This is a genomic window from Salinibacillus aidingensis (assembly GCF_039522525.1).
GTDB classification, from domain to species: domain Bacteria; phylum Bacillota; class Bacilli; order Bacillales; family Alkalibacillaceae; genus Salinibacillus; species Salinibacillus aidingensis.
Map to the genome: position 1 here is coordinate 312,710 of NZ_BAAADO010000002.1, position 19,009 is coordinate 331,718.

Annotated in this window: 16 protein-coding genes; 10 read left to right on the forward strand and 6 right to left on the reverse strand. The window is 36.5% G+C overall.

All coding sequences use genetic code 11. From position 1 onward, the window contains the following. The first annotated feature begins 291 nt into the window (after positions 1-291). Entirely contained in the window at positions 292-537 is a 246-nt protein-coding gene (locus ABD006_RS05165; RefSeq protein ID WP_343838392.1) for a hypothetical protein, read from the forward strand. A 105-nt stretch (positions 538-642) separates the two neighbouring features. Here ABD006_RS05165 and ABD006_RS05170 read toward each other — a convergent pair whose 3' ends face one another. Both ABD006_RS05170 and ABD006_RS05175 read right to left on the reverse strand, forming a co-directional pair. Continuing rightward, positions 643-1,968 carry a nucleotide sugar dehydrogenase gene (locus tag ABD006_RS05170; protein WP_343838394.1) on the reverse strand — a complete coding sequence of 442 codons (1,326 nt, stop codon included), beginning with the start codon at positions 1,966-1,968 and terminating at the stop codon, positions 643-645. Between the two features lie 71 nt (positions 1,969-2,039). Next, positions 2,040-3,386, reverse strand: coding sequence for a glycosyltransferase (locus ABD006_RS05175; RefSeq protein ID WP_343838396.1), 1,347 nt, complete (start codon positions 3,384-3,386; stop codon positions 2,040-2,042). Between the two features lie 223 nt (positions 3,387-3,609). Here ABD006_RS05175 and ABD006_RS05180 point away from each other — a divergent pair, with 223 nt between their 5' ends. Beyond that, entirely contained in the window at positions 3,610-4,554 is a 945-nt protein-coding gene (locus tag ABD006_RS05180) for a hypothetical protein (RefSeq protein WP_343838398.1), read from the forward strand. A gap of 798 nt (positions 4,555-5,352) precedes the next feature. Here the strand turns inward: ABD006_RS05180 and ABD006_RS05185 are convergent. The 3 genes from ABD006_RS05185 to ABD006_RS05195 all read right to left on the reverse strand — a co-directional run bounded on the left by ABD006_RS05185 (position 5,353) and on the right by ABD006_RS05195 (position 8,025). Next, a complete protein-coding gene (locus ABD006_RS05185) occupies positions 5,353-5,949 on the reverse strand; it encodes a hypothetical protein (protein ID WP_343838401.1) in 597 nt (198 codons plus the stop codon). Positions 5,950-6,085: 136 nt separating this feature from the next. Beyond that, entirely contained in the window at positions 6,086-6,919 is an 834-nt protein-coding gene (locus ABD006_RS05190) for a hypothetical protein (protein ID WP_343838403.1), read from the reverse strand. 467 nt (positions 6,920-7,386) lie between these two features. After that, on the reverse strand, positions 7,387-8,025 hold the full coding sequence (locus tag ABD006_RS05195; protein ID WP_343838405.1) for a hypothetical protein: 639 nt from the start codon (positions 8,023-8,025) through the stop codon (positions 7,387-7,389). Between the two features lie 149 nt (positions 8,026-8,174). On the opposite strand from ABD006_RS05195, the gene ABD006_RS05200 reads away from it, so the two are divergent. Continuing rightward, the gene (locus tag ABD006_RS05200; RefSeq protein ID WP_343838407.1) at positions 8,175-9,278 is read left to right on the forward strand and encodes an integrase core domain-containing protein; all 1,104 of its coding nucleotides are present in this window, start codon (positions 8,175-8,177) and stop codon (positions 9,276-9,278) included. Positions 9,279-9,632: 354 nt separating this feature from the next. Here the strand turns inward: ABD006_RS05200 and ABD006_RS05205 are convergent, their stop codons facing one another. Next, the gene (locus tag ABD006_RS05205) at positions 9,633-12,239 is read right to left on the reverse strand and encodes an S-layer homology domain-containing protein (RefSeq protein WP_343838409.1); all 2,607 of its coding nucleotides are present in this window, start codon (positions 12,237-12,239) and stop codon (positions 9,633-9,635) included. A 756-nt stretch (positions 12,240-12,995) separates the two neighbouring features. Here ABD006_RS05205 and ABD006_RS05210 point away from each other — a divergent pair. Genes ABD006_RS05210 through ABD006_RS05240 form a run of 7 tightly spaced genes read left to right on the forward strand, consistent with a single transcriptional unit; the run spans position 12,996 to position 18,947 of the window. Next, positions 12,996-13,877 (forward strand): decaprenyl-phosphate phosphoribosyltransferase, encoded by an 882-nt coding sequence (locus tag ABD006_RS05210; protein ID WP_343838411.1) that lies wholly within the window; start codon positions 12,996-12,998, stop codon positions 13,875-13,877. A 27-nt stretch (positions 13,878-13,904) separates the two neighbouring features. Continuing rightward, a complete protein-coding gene (locus ABD006_RS05215) occupies positions 13,905-15,263 on the forward strand; it encodes an FAD-binding oxidoreductase (protein WP_343838413.1) in 1,359 nt (452 codons plus the stop codon). 44 nt (positions 15,264-15,307) lie between these two features. Next, on the forward strand, positions 15,308-16,051 hold the full coding sequence (locus ABD006_RS05220) for an SDR family oxidoreductase (RefSeq protein ID WP_343838415.1): 744 nt from the start codon (positions 15,308-15,310) through the stop codon (positions 16,049-16,051). Then, positions 16,051-17,028 carry a lysylphosphatidylglycerol synthase transmembrane domain-containing protein gene (locus tag ABD006_RS05225; protein WP_343838416.1) on the forward strand — a complete coding sequence of 326 codons (978 nt, stop codon included), beginning with the start codon at positions 16,051-16,053 and terminating at the stop codon, positions 17,026-17,028. Before ABD006_RS05220 ends, ABD006_RS05225 begins: the two co-directional genes overlap by 1 nt. Positions 17,029-17,052: 24 nt before the next feature. Beyond that, a complete protein-coding gene (locus tag ABD006_RS05230) occupies positions 17,053-17,475 on the forward strand; it encodes a divergent PAP2 family protein (RefSeq protein ID WP_343838417.1) in 423 nt (140 codons plus the stop codon). Then, positions 17,476-17,979, forward strand: coding sequence for a hypothetical protein (locus ABD006_RS05235; RefSeq protein ID WP_343838418.1), 504 nt, complete (start codon positions 17,476-17,478; stop codon positions 17,977-17,979). Continuing rightward, on the forward strand, positions 17,928-18,947 hold the full coding sequence (locus tag ABD006_RS05240; protein ID WP_343838420.1) for a hypothetical protein: 1,020 nt from the start codon (positions 17,928-17,930) through the stop codon (positions 18,945-18,947). Before ABD006_RS05235 ends, ABD006_RS05240 begins: the two co-directional genes overlap by 52 nt. The last annotated feature ends 62 nt before the right edge of the window (positions 18,948-19,009 follow it).

The following is a 19,009-nucleotide window of genomic DNA, read 5'->3' on the forward strand; positions in this document are numbered from 1 at the left end:
TATCAGAAAATTGTCGGCACCCCAACATATATTTTAGAGCCAATTTAAAAGTCTGTAGATTTGGGTGTCTACAGGCTTTTTTGTACAAGTTTTCTTCAATACCCACTTAGTTATATAAAACCTAGAGACGAGCAATCCCAATGTTTGAAAAAGAAGCCCTGCAGAGATTGATCTCCACAAGACTTCCATACATTCCAATTTAGTTCCTTAGAGCGGCGGGGGAACTGACCCCTATATTTAATTTTGCAAATTTGATTAGGCATGAATAATAGCTGCTAATATACCAGGAAAATGGCTACCAATAAATACAAACCATTTAATATTATTCCTGTAATCCCCATCCAAATCATGGAATCAGTACTTCTATTAAACCTTGAAAGTCCGATTGTTGATATTATTAAGCCTGTAAATGGAACAATAACAATAAATGATAAAAATATAGATATAATTCCTAGCGAGAAACCTATTGCACATAATTTATTTACACTTTTATTAGTTGTGTACTCCATGTTTATACCCTTTCTTTTTCACTTTTAACACGAGGAAAGTCCTCCCTTTATGGAGAACACGAAGTCCCTCTAAATGCGGACATTGCCACACTTTCAAAATTCGACAAAATTCGGGTGGTGACAGGCACCGTAACTACAATTTATAATATACTGCCTTTTCTTCTTTCATATTAAGTGCGTTTTTTGTATCGAATATTATATTGGAGAACTTTTTAATTCTATCCAGGTCGAATGTTGAGTGATCTGTTAAGATAATGACTACATCGTAATTACGTAATTGTCTATAGTTTACGTCTTTTACATTGTATGTCTTACTGGCTGACTTTAGAGTTGTGACGTAAGGATCAAAGATATCAACCTGGCCATTATATTCTTCCAGCGTATTTACTAGGTTAAAAATAGGAGATTCTCTTACGTCAGAAATATCCTTCTTATACGTTGCACCTAAAATAGCAATTTTACTATTATTCATCGTAACATCTATATCATTTAAGATACGCATTAGCTTGTTGACAGTATAATCATTCATTTGACTATTTATTTCACCAGCAGTGTTGATAAGTCTTGTATTCACACTATAGTCCTTTGCTTTATAAGTTAAATAGTAAGGGTCTACCGGAATACAGTGGCCACCAATACCAGCAGTTGGATAAAATGCCATGAAGCCGAATGGTTTTGTTTTAGCTGCATCAATTACTTCCCAAACATCAATGTTCATCTTTTCACTGACTTCTGCTAACTCATTAGCTAATGCAATATTTACGAAACGGAATGTATTTTCAAATACTTTTGCCATCTCTGCAACTTTTGTAGATTCTACTACGTGTGTAAGCCCACTAATAAACAGTTCTGCAACTATACCACAATGTTCTGTATGCCCACCAATTACTCTTGGTGTGTTACGTAAGTCGTATACTTTATTAGAAGGGTCAATTCTCTCTGGGGAATAAGCAACAAAGATATCATGACCAACCTCAAAACCTTTTTCTTCTAGTTTATTCACAACATATTCTTCTGTTGTTCCCGGGTAAGTTGTACTTTCAAGAATAACTAAACTACCAGGCCTTACATTTTCAGTAACGTCATTCATTGCAGATTCAATAAACCTCAAGTCTGGCTGCTTATGTTCATCTATAGGTGTGGGTACACATATCGTAATGACATCTACAGTATTCAATTGTGAAGCATCTGCTGTTGCTTTTACCATTCCGCTTTTTACTAATTTACTTAATTCAGACGTTTCTACGTCATCAATATAGCTAATTCCATTGTTAATATTATTAACTTTAGACTCATCTTTATCAAATCCAACTACATTAAATCCATAAGATGCCCGGTGTATTACGTTTGGAAGCCCTACATAGCCTAATCCTATAACACCAACTACAGCCGTCTTTTCTTCAATTTTATCCTTCAGACGATTAAAATAAGCTAATTTATTTGTCATTAAAGTTGACAATGATATTCCTCCAATTTCAAATTAATTATCTGTTGGTTTCTCTATTCATTTAAGACTTCATATACTACTAATTACCTTGTTCCCCAGTTATCTGCTTTTATGGTTAATAATGAAAATACTCGTACTGGGAAAAGGATTAGCATATGCATTAATGCAAAAAATGGTGAGAGTAAATAAACTAACGGATTTCTAAATACATAGTAAATTCCACCAGCCAATGATGATAATGTTAGATAAGCCATAGAATATATTAGGAGAAGATATAGTGCAGTTGTAGATCCAGTTAACAAGGAAACCAAACTGGAAATTCCAAAGATTAGCCACACGAATCCTTCTGCTAATACCCAAAACAGAACGTTTGGTCTCTTCCAGGCAAATTTTAATGTCTCTAACGTATATAAATAAAAGGATTTATTCCATCTAACTTGCTGCTTAAAGAACTTACCTGTTTTTTCCGGTACATCGGTAATACATAGTGCGGTGCTTTGATATTTAGTTTTACCACCATTTTCTAAGGACAGCATGGTTAAGCATCTGTCATCCCCTGCATCCATTTTGATCCCCATCGCAGTTCCTTCTGCAAAACGATCTAAATTATTTAATATAAAGTTCTTTCGATGCATTGATAACGCACCAGAACATACTAATACAGAGTTCGTCACTGATTGTGCACCTCTACCAATTCGAAATGCACTGGTATAAAGGATATCTTGTAATCTAGTAATTAAGCTATCTTTACTATTCCTTGGGTTAATATGACCAACCACAGATGTTACTTTTTTATCTCTAAAAGGTTTTAACAGTTCTCTTACTGCATCTGGATAAATATATCCATCTGAATCACTAAGCATTAAGATATCGCCTTCTGCTCGCTTGAATGCCCAGGTTTGAGCAGCCCTCTTACCCTGATTCTTAGTAAAGCGATGCGCGGTGATTTTAGGTAAATGTGAGTCAGGCTTTTTTTCATTTATAGCTTTAAATTCTTCAGACATTTTTACCGCTGTTTCATACGCTTCAATACTATCACTACCATCATCAATAAAAATTATTTCGTGGACAGGATAGTCTTGATTTACAAGGCATTCAATCGACTTCTTAACACTTTCGGTACCTTCGTTGAAACTAGGTAATACGACAGAAACTTTATGATCAGAAAGTGGATCTTTCTTTACTGATTTATAGAAAAAAGAAATCACAACCTTTAATAAGAAATAGATGAATGATATAGAAGTAAGAAGTCCTATATAATAATCAAAGTCCTTAACAAGGTTGTGATCAATAACTAGTGTCATTAAATATATACAAAGCAAAAATATTGTAATTGCTATTGTCTTTCCTAAAAAACTATCCATAAATAGATTTTGAGTGCTTCCTAGCTGATTGGCAGTTGCATTTGATTTTCGATAATCAAATTGCATTCTATCTCCCCTTTTTTAATATGAACTTCTTTGGTGTCACAAGGATTAATTTTAGTACAAAGGAACTATAAAATCATCAAGTAATTTTTGCTAAAGAAATACATACTAGGATAGGAAAATTCTATTAAAAAATATATACATTTATACGGTATATTGGTAAAATAATGTTAGGCTACCTTGCATTGCTAGCCTATACTTATTTTATAGAAGGGATTAAAACAACATGAAAAAAAACTTTTTTATTACAATCCTATCTTTTATTTTGTCAGTTGTTTCTTTAACCTCATTCGAAAGCGTTTCAGCACAATCAATTGTAAGTCTGTCTTCGATTGATAAGAATAATGAGATAATGAAAGAAAATCAATTACTAGCAACAGAAAATTATCGAACGTGGGTTTGGAATACAAAAGAAGTTATTTACGATAGAGAAGTCTTTCTTCATAACCTATTAAAAGAAAACGTAAATCGCATTTACCTGCAAATAAATCGGGATATTTCAATGCATGATTATCGACGTTTTGTACAATCAGCAACAAATCATGGTATTTCCGTCTATGCATTAGAAGGATCACCCAAATGGTTGGATAACAATAACAATCGGAACTTACTTTTTAAAAAATGGATTAAAAAATACCAGCAACGTGCTCTTCAATCACAACAATTTGAGGGAATTCACCTTGATGTCGAACCTTATTTAAATGATATTTGGGACATAAATCAAAATAAGGCCATAGAAAAATATCAAAATATCTTACATCAATATAAATTTTTCACTGAGCGATTAGACATCAATTTTGATGTGGACATACCATTTTGGTTTGATGGAAGGTTTTATAAATCTGACAAATATGGTGAGGGGCGTCTAAGTGATTGGGTTATTCAAAATACCGATGGCGTAACGATTATGGCTTATCGTAACTTTTCTGAGGGTAACAATGGTATTATTAAGCTCGTTTCGAACGAGTTAGACTTTGCAGAAAGCATTAACAAAAAAGTCGTTATTGGTGTTGAAACTAAACAATCAGGAATTCCATACTTATCCTTTTATAATTCAGGACATGAATTGATGTATAATGTATTTAACGAGGTAACCAACCATTATATGAATATGTCAAGTTTTGATGGTTTTGCTATTCATAGTTATGAGGGTTTACAGGCATTGGAATAATAATCCTAAATAAAATTTTTTATACATAAGTGGTGAGCATTTAGCTCACCACTTATGTATAAAAAACGTTTTTTCTTCAAAATCCCATAATGATTTTCCCAATAGTTATTTATACTCGTTCTTTCTTTTCTCACTTACTATGCTGAAAGGAGACCACAAATATCTCGTGACACAATCAATCTTATAGAGCGTGTATATAAGGAAAATCCATTACTATCGTCCGAAACGATTCATGAAAAACTAAAACTTTTAGGTTTAAAAAATCCTCCAGCACCGCAAAATACTTCCCAGATACCAGTAAGCCGCCTACTCAAAAACAAATACAGTCATGGAAAACATTTTTGAATAATCATCGAAGTGAAATTTGAGCGGCTAACTTTTTAACGATTCCTACATTAAAGCTTGACGTTCTTGATGTGATTATCCAACACAAAACCATTCATTTGCTGTAACAAAAAATCCAAATGCTGAATGACTGAAGCAACAATTTCGTAATGCTACTCCTTTTGATTGTTTATAGCAAACTAAAAATGTAGTCTTTGGAGTTAATTTATGTAGTTACCGAATGAGGGGGCTATAAAACGATAGAAAAGAATACTGTCCTTTCTGCCATGTAAACTTGCAAGGTGATCCAATACCAGAAGAACAACAGCATCACTACGAATCAACACACTTTAGTAGAAAAATCGGCATTTCCAGTATAGAAGAGGATTGGATAGTTAGATGACAGTGTCCTGATTGTGGATGGGAATGGTAGCGCGCGTAATATCCAGTTTTAGGCTTCCAAATTTAAAAACCTTATTTACTTTTCTTTGTCCAAACAATATTGTGCATATTTTCTTTCCTAAGTTGACCACCATGTGAAATAGTGTCATCATGTCTATCCATTTCGGCTAATAATTCATATACATCATCTTCATTAATATTTAAATGCTCAGCAACAGTTTTAGTTTTTGCAACCATTGAGATATTAATGAACTTTAAAGCTTTTTCTTTTAATTTATCTTTTCTACTTACATCATGGTTACCGCCATCGTTATTTATGTTTCCATTATCATCTACCAAATCAGAAAGCGTTTTTAACTTTTCGGAATATTCGTCTTTAAACGCCTGAAATTCATTTAACAACTCAATATTAGATTCACCAATATCCCTCTTACTCTTCTGTAAAATATGGTCTATGTAAACTGCTGCAATTGGTATTAACACACCAACTATTGCCCCAGCCCACTGTCCAATAGCACTAACTGCATCCCAACTAGTTTCGAGGTTCGGAGAGTATGTTATTCTAAACCCAAGAATATATAATACAGACATTAATATCGCTATTACTAAAGTAAGCCAAAAATAAACTGACTTAACCACTTTCATAATAATTTTCTTTATATTGTTCATTTAATCACCACACAGGTTTAAGAGTATCCTCATTATATTTTAATAATTACAGGAAGTAACTTTCCCAATTTAAAAGTTTAATAGATAGATGATCCCAGTTTGTTAATTGGTCAAATCACCCCAGTAATTTTCATTATTACACTTGCCATAAGTACAAGTGTGCCACATCTATTTTGTTATTTATATCAAGAGCTTCACTTGGAATTAGATAAGCCTTTTCACCATAGGTAACTTCATAATCACAGGAAAGACATTCTTTTTCATTTTCGTTCAATCCATATGGTCTCTCGATTAATAAATAACCCTTTTCGATTTTGAAGGTCGAATTTGTAATCCTATATCTAACACTTCGTTTTAACCTTATTTCATTAGATATATCTAGAAGGTTATTGTCACCCAAATCATCTACAAACAACGTAATATTGGCTTTTATATCATCATAATAAGTTCTTCTTATTGACTCCCAGTATAAACTTGTACTCATTGACGGTTTCACGAACTCTAGTATTAATGAATAGATTAATTCCAGACCTAGTTTTGTGATTATTAATTGAAATTTAGTTTTTTTATTAATGTAAGAACAAGTTATTTCATTGTTCTTTATAATAATCGAGTTCTTTGAATGAACCGAAGCATTTCTTAACAATTTTAAGATTCTAAATAGCTGACTTAAAATAAGTTCATCATCATTAGTTTTAGGCAGCCTTTTATGTCGTTGCCTAAATGATTTACCATCTAGTTCCGGATAAAGTAAATCAACTTTTGCATCTAAAATACTAAAAAAGAGCATTATTCCTAAATGGACGTTATCAGAAATGTTTGCAGTATTTACATAAACTACTTCCGAGTCTGACATTAGTAGTGAAGTTGTATTCCCTTCGTATGTAACGGTTCGTGTCTCTGGTGTATGAATGCGGGTATTCGTCCTTTCAAGAAACGATACTGTTTGTTTTATAAAATCATCAATCATATTTTATCACCACTTCCCTTGAGACGATAATTGTTATTTTTAAATACGCACTTTATTAATATTTACTCACCAAAAACCACCCATTCTTTAGTTGCTCCCTATTATAGTAAAACCGCTCATTATCCTCATGCCTCGTCACTATTCCGACTGCTGCTTCAACAATGGCTTGTCCAGCCCAGTTTCCCATTCCATTGTCGGCGCATATCTTGGGTAATAATCTGCTCTTCCTTCTGCAACTAAACAAAACTTGAGAGAACTTCCTGATGAAACAACTTCTACCGTTCCATGCTTTGCTTCTAATTTTTTAATAAATGCTGAGACCTGCTCGCAACGATACGTGTAACCTCATTGTCTTCAACAATAGGCAATCGTTCACACTAATGTCTATTAATTTTTCCTCACTCGTTATGGAGACTTTAGAAGCATTCACTAGCTTATATAAACTGGAAAAAATGTTCTATAACCAATTAGCTATCTATCGTTGTGCTATAATCCAAATTCTCAATAGATTGTATTAATCCATTCACTTGTTTCTCTACTTGCATTGCTTGCTCCATGACTTTTTCCATTTCACCTACTACCTCATCAGTTGCTCTAAATCCATTTGGTTTGATGGAAGCGACATTTGATTCGTGTTCTAGGGTGTATTCTAACGACTGCACCATATCAAATAATCTTACATGAAGTCCTCGCTTTAATTCTTGAATAAGTAATTTATTCGTTAGTTCTACACCTTCCTCTTCATACTGTTCCTTTATTTCATCCATTGCAACTGAGACTGACTCAGACATAAATGGACTATCTGGCTCTAGTTCTTCAACGTTTCTTCTAAACCAGATGGAGTAGAGATTCTTGTTAAATGTAGCAAACACAGAATGGAACATATTAATACTTAGAATCGATGGCAATTCCTCGTCACCTGTCCAACCGTATTCCTTTATTTCATCCTTTAAGGTTTCCTTCATTACTTTCTCAATGTCACCCTTTAGACTCTTAGGTACTTTACCAAAACCTAGTTCTTGTCCGATTTTATTTATATGATCCTCCAACCAATCAGCTAAATCATCGAAGTCCATGATATCTTGTAATTCAAATCCATAACTCATCAAAGAATCTCCTTTATACGTTCTACTATTCTTTCATTATATCATTGTGAGAGAAACTATAGAAACCAAGAATCAGATGGTTTGAGCAGCGTTGTTAAATTCTTTAAAATAAGCTAAAATAATATTCAAAAAATGCGGAGTGATGTCGAATGTTTAATCTTAATGGCAAAGCTTTGTATCAATACCTTAAAGATTGGTTACGTTATTTACTAGATTTCTTTAGACTCTGTTTAACATCAAATTATAAACTTAGAATGGAAGTAATTGCACTAAGAAGCCAATTATCTCTTTACGAACATCACTATGAAACTCATAATCTACCGAAACCTAAATCATCTCCTGCCTTTAGACAGCTTTGGGTCTTGCTTTCAAAGTATTTACCAGACTGGAAATCAATCCAACGCATGTTTAAACCGGATACGATTATAAAATGGCATCGTACAGCTTTTTCCGTTTATTGGGCAAAAAAATCACAGAAAAAAGGAAGACCACAAATATCTCGTGACACAATAAATCTTATAGAACGCGTACATAAGGAAAATCCGTTACTATCACCTGAAAAGATTCATGAAAAACTAAAAATTTTAGGTTTGAAAAGTCCTCCAGCACCGAACACTATTGCAAAATACTTCCCAGATACCCGCAAATCGCCTACTCAAAAACAAATACAATCATGGAAAACATTTTTGAATAATCATCAGAGTGAAATTTGGGGGACTGACTTTTTGACGATTCCTACTTTAAAGTTTGAGGTTCTTTATGTGTTAGTGATTATCCATCATAAAACACGCAAAATCATTCATTATGCTGTAACAAAAAATCCAAATGCTGAATGGCTGAAGCAACAATTTCGTAATGCTACTCCTTTTGATCAAAAACCAAAATACTTAATACATGACAATGATCCTGTCTTTCGTTCAAAGGAATTTCAAGCATTTCTAAGAGCTTCTGGAATTCAATCAAAAGGAACTTCCTTCCATTCACCGTGGCAAAATCCCTATGCAGAAAGAGTGAATGGTACGTTGCGACGAGAACTGCTTGATCATATTATTCCATTAAACGAAAACCATCTGGAGCGTTTATTAAAGGAATACATTGATCAATATTACAATACAGAACGCACACACCAAGGAATCAACGATAAAACACCAGTTCCATCACCTGAATATATACCTATAGATGCGGAGAATATAAAATTAAAAGCAACTCCTATACTGAATGGACTTTACCATAAGTATAATAGAGTTGCTTAAATTGCCAGCACAGCCTAATTGAATATTTTAACTATCCAAGCCTTTTTAAAAACCGGAATTTAAAAGGCTTATTTGTCATGCCATTTTTTATATTTTGCCTTCCTTAATGAAGGCCTCATACGAAACGTTTCTGGAGATTTCCCCTTCTTTTACCGTATTTCAGCATTAAACTTTTACTAATTTGGTAGATTACTAACTACTTTTAGTTACGGATGGACTTTTTGAAGGCGACAGGGATAGGTGTCATCTTATAGATGGATAAATTCTATCTAACTATCATATAACAAAATAAGCAAGGAGATTAACTTCCCCCTGCTTATTACAAACTATTATTTCATGTGAAATAATTTATATTTATTTTTCTACTGAAACAGAATCTCCAGCTTTAACATTGTAATCATTTGTATCTTTAAGAGAATCAGCCAATCCATCATCATCAGATACATCAACAATTTTAGCAGAAAGGTCATTTCCATCTACTACATTTGTCCAGTTTGATTCCGAAGGTGTAACTGTAAGAACTAACTCATTACCAGATGCTTCAGCTGACACTGTATCAGGTATAGAACCACTACCATCCCAGTCAATTGTATCGTTAGTTGATTCAAGAGTTAAATCACTTACATCAAAAGTAGTGTCATCTACACTTTCACTAAACGTGAGTTTAAGTATATTAGATGATACTAGCTCAGCACCTTGAAGTGTTGCAGGAGTGTTGTCAGAAACTAAAACTGAATCTGATGTTGCTGTTACTACATTCCCATCAGCATCTTCTACGCCAGAAACTGAAAGAATGGCATTTGTTCCTGAAGAATCTCCAATATTTACACTGCCCTCTGGCAATTCAATAACAACTACGTGCTTATTAGAACTATCATCTTTAATGTAGATGTCTGCATTGCTTGGTAATGCATCACCATCTAATTTATAGTTTGATAAATTAAGAGCAGATGTTGTATCTAGCTCTACACCAGAACCATCAACTTTATAAGCAATTTCAAATGTATTTGGAGTTGTTCCTGTAACAGTTGCGTTTAACTCAGGTTCCTCTGATTCTTCAGCATCAACGCTTACACTAGTAGTTGCTAATGCATTTTTGTTATTTTCAACTAAGTCAGCAACTGCTCCACTTTCTAAACGGAAAGTGTATGTTCCTGCCTCAAAAGCATTACCAGAAGAAAGTTCTACATCAACTTTTGTATTATCATCTTCGTTTGAAGAAATAGATAAACCTGAAACATTTATACCATCACGGCGTACAACAAATTGTGAATTCTCTTCTACAGTTACACCTTCGCTAAATTCTAATGTAATCGTCTTGTTATCATCAGATACACTTGCACCAGATACTGTTGGAGCAACTGTATCTTTTGTCATTGTAACATCGTGAGAAGATGCATCATTTTTGTTTCCATAAACATCAACTAAACCATCATCAGCAAATACAAGAGATAAATCTTGACTTGTATCATTTCCATAAAGGTCAGCTGACGTGAAGTCAATATCAAATGATTTTCCAGTAGTATCACCAGGAGTAACTCTTACTTTATCAGGAGCAAATGCTGCTCCGTCTTTCATAACTGTTAGAGCACTTCCAAGGTCAGTTTTTGCATCAGCGCTTATGGAACCCAATTTTTTATTAAATACAATTCTTAAGGAGTCTGAATCGACTTGTTCTATGGAGCTAACATCAAGAGCAGATGTGTCTTTTGTAAATGTCACAGAACCATTATAAGATTCTAAGTAATTACTATTATAGTCGGTCGCTCCAGCAATATATAGAGTAGCATTTGAACCAGTTTCTACAGATGCAGGTCTATCAAATGTTAATTCAGTAATTGGTGCTGTTGCAGTGTCAAATGAAACAGGCTTACCATTTACACGTAATACTTCTGGTGTACCGTCAATAGCTTCAGAAAGTTTTACCGTGACTTTATCTGTTGATGCATCATATGATACTTCAGATACTTCTGGTGAAGTTACATCATCTACATTAATGTTATTAATAAATGGTGCAATTGAATCACCTGAAGTTGTTTTAACTGTATCATTAACTGTTACAGTATATTTCCCATCAAAAAACTCTGTACCGTCAGCATTAGTTATTGTGAGTGTTTTTTCGTCCTCACTTAATTTTCCTTCTAAATTAGAAAACGTAATAGATTCAGCTTCAGCGTCACCTTCAATTGAAATAGCAGAAGATAGTAAGGAATAATCATCACTTGCTGCATCAGTAAAAAGTGTATCTCCGTCTACCGCTTGGTTAAACTGAACTTCAATTTGCTTAGCGTTAATCGCACTTACACTCTCAACTTTTGGTTCAGCGTTAAGTACTTGATTAGTCTGATATAAGAAAGTAGCAAATTGTCCACGAGTTACTTCTTCGTCTGGACGGAAATCATCTAATTGGTTAGTGATTCCTAGGTTTGCTAGAATTTGTACACTGGTTTTATGAGTTGGGTGTACATTCTCAAGGTTAACATCTACATCTGCTCCATTGTCTTCAAGACCAAATGCGTTAACGATTGTAGACGCCATTTGTTCACGAGTTAGAGCACGATCTGGTGAGAATTCGTCGTTGCTGTTACCTTTGAATACACCTTGCTCTCCTGCACCAGCAATGTAATCTGCGTAAGTGTGGTCTGAAGAAACATCAGAGAAATAGTCACTTACATCAGATGCGCTTGGCAGATTGTTTTCATAGCCTAGTACTTTAGCGAAAAAGATTGCTGCATGCTCACGAGTTACGGAATCTTTTACACCGTAAGATCCATCCTCATAACCTTGGATCCCTTTTTCTACAACATACTGCACACCATCATAGTGAGAGTCACCTGGTTGAACATCAGTGAATTCACTTGCGTCTGTTGCCGCAGATGCTACAGGAGCGATTGCTGCAACTGCAGCTGTTGCCGCGATGGATGAGGCAGCAAACTTGCGATAAGTCTTTTTGTTTGACATGTAATGTAATCCTCCCTTTAATTACTTGATTTAGTCTATTTGGACCTAGACTACTTTCTATTCAGTTTAGTATGTAAGTCTAGGAAAATAGCTTTCCTAACCTAGAAATAATTGGTTCTTAAAATAGTATAGAGATTAGTAGAATATTTGTCAACAATAATCACCAATAAATCCAATTTCCTGCAAAGTTGGCTGTTTGAAAGGCGAACCTCTTTTCTAGGACAATTACTATTGTACTAGATTTCAGTTTATTTTCAAGTGTAACAATGTGGTAAATTTACTGGTAATATCACCTCCGATAGGTTTTTTTTACCAAATGGAATTAAATTCACCGTAAGTCCGGGGTTATGTGCATGATACACAAATTTTATTTATGAAATGTGCTGTTACTTTCCATTCCTCCTCTCACTCTCTAATGGTTAACTGAAACCTGTATTATGATGCCGGCATTAGTTAAACCTCCTACACAGAACCAAACGCCTTCTGTCGGAAAAGAATCAAAATTACACATAACAAGGTATAGTGAACCATGCTTTCAGTCCACTATACCTGTAGAATCTCAGATGTGTATTTTACTGTTAATGGCATTACGTCTTTTACCACCTGTTCAAACTAATAATATAATGGGAGAAATAAGCAAGGATATATGATTTTTTCACTAATACTAACTTATTAGGTCATCCCCACCATTATGATAACTACAAATATATTCTTATGTGCTATAATAAATGGCGAAATTTGTTTTAAAATGGGGAGATGTCTTTGAAATCAACGTCAACCATATACCTAATCTGGAAACAGCTGAGACCACAGCAATGGTCCAAAAACGTGCTTTTATTTTCAGCATTACTCTTTGCTCAGGAGTATGGGAACATAAATGCTCTCCTTCTATCGGTATTCAGTTTTTTTGCGTATAGTTTAACAGCGAGCAGTATCTATATCTTTAATGATTATAAAGACATTGAGTCGGATCGCAATCATCCTGTAAAGAGATACCGGCCCATGGCTTCCGGTTTACTGAAGCCTAAGCTTGCTTTGGGTATTGGGGCGGTACTGCTACTCGGCTCACTCAGTACTTCTTTTATTGTAAATCCGATTTTCTTCCTTATATTAATCGTCTATTTTGTCACAAATATAATGTACAGCCTGTACCTTAAACATGTGGTTATTATAGATATGATGATCATTGCCTTTGGTTTTGTATTAAGGGCTATTGGCGGGGCTGTAATTATTGAGGTTCCCTTTACACCATGGTTCTTATTATGTGCGATGCTTCTGTCCCTGTTTCTTGCTATCGGAAAACGCCGGCATGAGCTGGTGTTATCCATGGAGGAAAACAAGTCCCATCGTAAGGTTCTGGAGAATTACTCTTTGCCCTTTTTAGACCAGTTAATTAGTATTGTTTCATCTGCGACCATTGTAAGCTATGCAGTTTTTACATTTACATCCAGAAACTCTCCTTATTTAATGTGGACAATCCCCTTTGTGATCTATGGGATTTTTCGCTATCTTTATTTAATCCATATTAAGAAACTGGGAGGTGCACCGGAGAAAATCTTATTAGAAGACAAGCATATTCTAGCCACAGTTATTTTATATACCATGAGTGTGATTGTTATTCTTACTTATTTTTCATAACGTAATGAGAGAAAGGACTTGATGAAGGTGACAAAACCAGTAAAGAAGAAGATATCAGGCTGGGGGAATTATCCGGTTGAATCATGCTTTGTATACCGTCCGGAAAATGAAACAGATATTCACGATATTATAGAAGGCACTCAGGATTTTTCTCACATTGCTTACGGTCTTGGCCGCAGCTATGCAGATACAGCTCTTAATAAGGACCAGGGGGTTATTCGCCTGGAGCAGCTTAATCATTTTCTGCATTTTGATGAGGATCAGAGGCTTCTCACCTGTGAAGCTGGTGTTACATTGAGTGATATTATTGATGTATTTTTGCCCAGGGGCTATTTTCTTCCTGTTACCCCGGGCACAAAACTGGTTACGGTCGGAGGGGCGATTGCCAATGACGTCCATGGGAAAAATCATCATGTGGATGGCTGCTTTTCTGAATTTGTGACCTCTTTTGACTTATTAACCGGAAGTGGAGAGGTTATGACGTGTAGCCGTGAAGAGAATTCGGAAGTGTTTTGGGCAACGGTCGGTGGCATTGGATTAACAGGGATCATCCTTCGTGCCACGATTAGCCTCATACCCGTCGAAAGTGCCTTTATTAATGTGACCTATGAGAAGGCAGGCCATTTAGATGAGGCTTTCGATAAGTTTATCGAAAATGATCAAAACTATAAGTACTCCGTCGCCTGGATTGACTGCCTAAGTTCAGGCTCATCCCTTGGCCGTTCCGTGTTAATGCGCGGCGATCACGCCAAACAAAGCGACTTGCCGATGAACGTGCAGGATCCTTATGCCTTACCCAATAAGTTTCCATTAAAAATGCCGGTTCATGCACCGGGAATGGCTCTTAATTACTGGAGCATATCCGCATTTAATCAACTTTATTATTCCTCATTTAAAGATGAATCTAAGCTGGAGGATTTAACATCGTTCTTCCACCCATTGGATGCGATAGATGATTGGAATAAGCTATATGGAAGAAACGGGTTTGTTCAATATCAGGCTGTCTTTCCTAAAGACCAGCAGCCTAAGGAAGGAATCCGCAAGCTGCTTGAACGGTTAAGCTCGGACAAACGCTCATCCTTTTTAGCGGTTTTGAAGAGTTCCGGACAAGCTAATCATGGAATGCTGTCCTTCCCGATGGAGGGATATACGTTAGCGTTGGATATTCCGAACAAAAAAGGACTGTTTCCTTTCTTAAAAGAATTGGATGAAATTGTTCTTGCCCACGGTGGGCGTGTATATCTGGCTAAGGATGCCAGCCTGGATGAGGAGACCTTTAAGCAAATGTATCCACGCTGGGAGGAATTCCTGAACGTTAAACAGCAAGTGGATCCTAAAGGGGTTTTTCGTTCGTCTATGAGTCGCAGGTTAGGACTTACCGATTAATCCTCTACAAATCCACTTCAACATTAAGATAGGAGGTTGCGTATATGCGCACAATTTTAATATTAGGTGCTACATCAACGATTGCACAGGCTACTGTTCGCAAATTAGCAGCTCGCAGCAACATGAACTTTGTACTGACGGCAAGAAATACAGAGGAGTTAAAACCCTTAAAACAGGACTTGGAAATCCGCTATTCAGCATCCGTTATTTTGAAGTCCTTTGATGCCTTGAATTTTGATCAGCACGAAACCTTTTTTTCTGAGGTTATTGAGGAGGCTGGGGATATTCACGGAGTGGTCCTCATGTATGGGGCAATGACTGATCAAAAGCAAGCAGAAAACGACTTTTCAGCAGCCCGCAATATGATTGATGTGAATTATACATCCGCGGTTTCAATTCTTAACATAGCAGCGAACTATTTTGAGGAAATGAAGCGTGGGTTTATCTGTGCTGTTTCTTCTGTAGCCGGGGATCGGGGACGGAAGAGCAATTATATCTATGGATCAACAAAGGCTGGATTGAGTGTATATCTGCAGGGATTGCGCAACCGTCTCCATGCATCAGGAGTACAAGTACTGACCGTTAAGCCGGGGATGGTGGATACGAAGATGACTTATGGTGTTGTCGAAAACTCTAAGCTGCTCGCTGATCCGAACAAAGTGGCTACTGATATTCAAAATGGACTGGTTAAACGAAGGGATGTTGTTTATACCCCATGGTTCTGGTTTATCATCATGGGTATTATTAAGCTGATTCCGGAAATAATCTTTAAACGGACCGATATATAATGAAAGAATCCGTGAATCAGCCTTTATCTAATCTGGTCTCCAAGCTTATCCTAGGTGTAATCGCGGGGATTATCGTGACGGCTGCTTTTCTGTTCTTCACCGATTTGCAACAGGTCACCAGTCATATTCGTGCCATTCCTGTTGGGTATTTGCTCACAGCTTTTCTCTTAACATTAGGAAGTTACTTGTTACGACTGTGTAAATGGCATCTTTTTTTCAAGTGGTCAGGTTATTCTATCCCCTTGAAATATAATACAACGGTGTTTTTTATTGGCCTGATGATGTCCATAACTCCAGGGAAGGCAGGAGAACTGATTAAATCTTATTTATTACAGCAAAAAGCCGATGTTCCTTACCCAGTGTCGATTTCAATTGTCTTTTTTGATCGATTGACAGACCTTATCGCGATGGCGGCCCTGCTTGGAATCGGCTTGTTTGCGTATCCCTTTGGCGCCACTTCTTTTCTTATTTTTGTTGTGCTCTTAATTTTTTTCTTTGTCGTGGTACGCAGGGAAGGTTTTATTAAGCAAACCATCAATCTGTTGACGAAGCCGGATAAGCTGCGCCGCTTCAGAAAGAGTCTATTAAACTTCTACCAGCAGGTTTATTATCTGCTGCGCTTTCCTCTGTTAAGCTCAAGCTTTTTTATCAGCTTTCTGGCCTGGCTGCTGGAATGCATCAGTTTATATGTTGTAGTAGCCGCCTTCTCACAGGAGTTCTCGCTGGTTCAAAGCATCCTGACCTTCAGTCTCGGGACACTGGCAGGTGCTCTATCGATGATTCCGGGCGGATTGGGAGCGGCAGAAGGAAGTATTACAGGGCTTCTCATCTATTTTGGTATTACCGGTAGTCTGGCCGTGAGTATCGCCCTGATTATCCGATTTGTGACTTTATGGTTTGGTGTAGGTATTGGTATCATTGTCTTTTTCGCATCTGATACCTTCAAATCATTGCGATCGAAAAAAGAGAGTTCATGATGTTTCAATAAGGAGAGAGTTCATATGCCGTATTTTTTAGCACCCTTTGCCGGTTGGCTGGCTTCCGGTTCTCTGAAATTCTTAATCCATTATTTTAAATTTGGAAAAGATGCCCGGCAGCATACCGGTAATGGTGGCTTCCCAAGTACACACACAGCAACGGTTTCTTCCACTGCCTTTTTAATTGGTCTGGGGGAAGGATTTCTCTCCCCTGTTTTCGGATTGGCTGTGACCGTATTATTTATCGTCATTCTTGATGCAACAGGCCTTAGAATTGCCGTTGGAAAACAGGCATTCATTATCAATCGCCTCCATTCAGATGATAGTGGAAAGAAGCTGCGTGAGCGAATGGGTCACAGCCTTACAGAAATTATCGGCGGATTAGTGGTTGGTCTACTGGTCAGTCTTATCCTTTATTACGTATTTCAATGGTGGGGGTGGATGTAGTTGGGGATACAGCTAAAATCAATATTTACAAAAACAAATACAAGTATGCTGGCTATCTATCTCCTGCTGAGCCTTTTTATTCTTAGCCAATCCTACTTGAATCAGGATGGCTATGTCAGCTCAGATTCTGCGCATTATCTGCAAATGGCACTGAATTTATTACACGGAAATGGAATGACTACACCTTCCTATGTTCCGGATATAAGTACATATTTTGCTACCTGGCCGGTGGGTTATCCCGTGCTTATTGCAGGGATATCTTTCCTGACAGGAATCAGTGTGTTTTGGGCTTCCAAGCTTGTAAATCTTATTATGCTGGGTCTTTCGTTTGTGTTAATCAAACGTTTGTTTAAGGCCCGTGCGCCAGTTGTCGTCATGATTTTTTTCATTAGTACATTTACTGTGGATTTTTCCTACACCTGGTCAGAGGTCCCTTTTTTCTTTGGGATGATTTGGCGATTCACTTTGTGGAAACCCAACAGTATAAGTACGGCATCCATATGATGCTTGCCGCTCTTTTTATGTTTCTAATGCGCTATATTGGACTGATCGGTGCCGGAATTGTCGGTTTATTAGGCTTCTATTATCTGTTTAAAAAGCAATGGCGGAACATGGTGATTTGCTGGTTTGCCGGATCTATTCCACTAGTGCTCGCTGGTTTATATCTATTAAAAAATTATGCAGACACAGGTTTAATGACCGGGATGGAGCGTGTTCCATCCATCGAGACTCCTGCTGAATTTCTATACATGCTTTATGAAGGGATTATGGGCGAAATGAACATTTTCTCCACTGATTCCAATATATTTATGCAGGAAAGTCTGATTTTCGTTCTTCTGTCAGTATTTATCTTTATTCGCTGGAAGCATATCAAGTCCTTATTTCAAATTCAGCAGTACCATATTCCTTTTCTGTTCTTATTTACAGGAATGGTTTACTTTATCGTGATTGTTTATATGAGATGGAGTGCTTATTTCGATCCGTTGGGGTTCAGACTCTTAGCTCCAACAACACTAATGGTCTGGTTATTTTTAGTCGGATGGATCGCTCAGGTGAAGGAAGAAGCATGGAGAAGATGGCGCAGTACCCTTATTGTGATACTTGGAGCAGCCTGTCTGTTTAATATTGGTTACAAAAGCTTTACTTCTCTTCAGGATGCGACTCCAACCTATCAGGAAACCATATCTGAGGTTGAAGAAATGTACAATAATCTCCCTGAAGACAGCATCGTTGCGTTTGAAAATATTCACGCCCGATATGTCCGGCCCGATCTTCAGTATATAAAGGTTCATTTTAGACCTTATTTTGCCGAGGATGAAACCTATAAACATTTTATGAATCGTATCACTCCCAACCATGCACAGGGAGTATATTTTGCTGTACCTACTTTCAAAGAGTACCGATTTCATCAGAGTTTTGTGGAGTTGATGGAAAATGCGGAAGCTAGGGAAGACTTTATTAAAGTTGAATAATGGACATCTATAAAAAGCCCAGACCATTTCATATGGTTTGGGCTTTGTTTGATAAAACACTT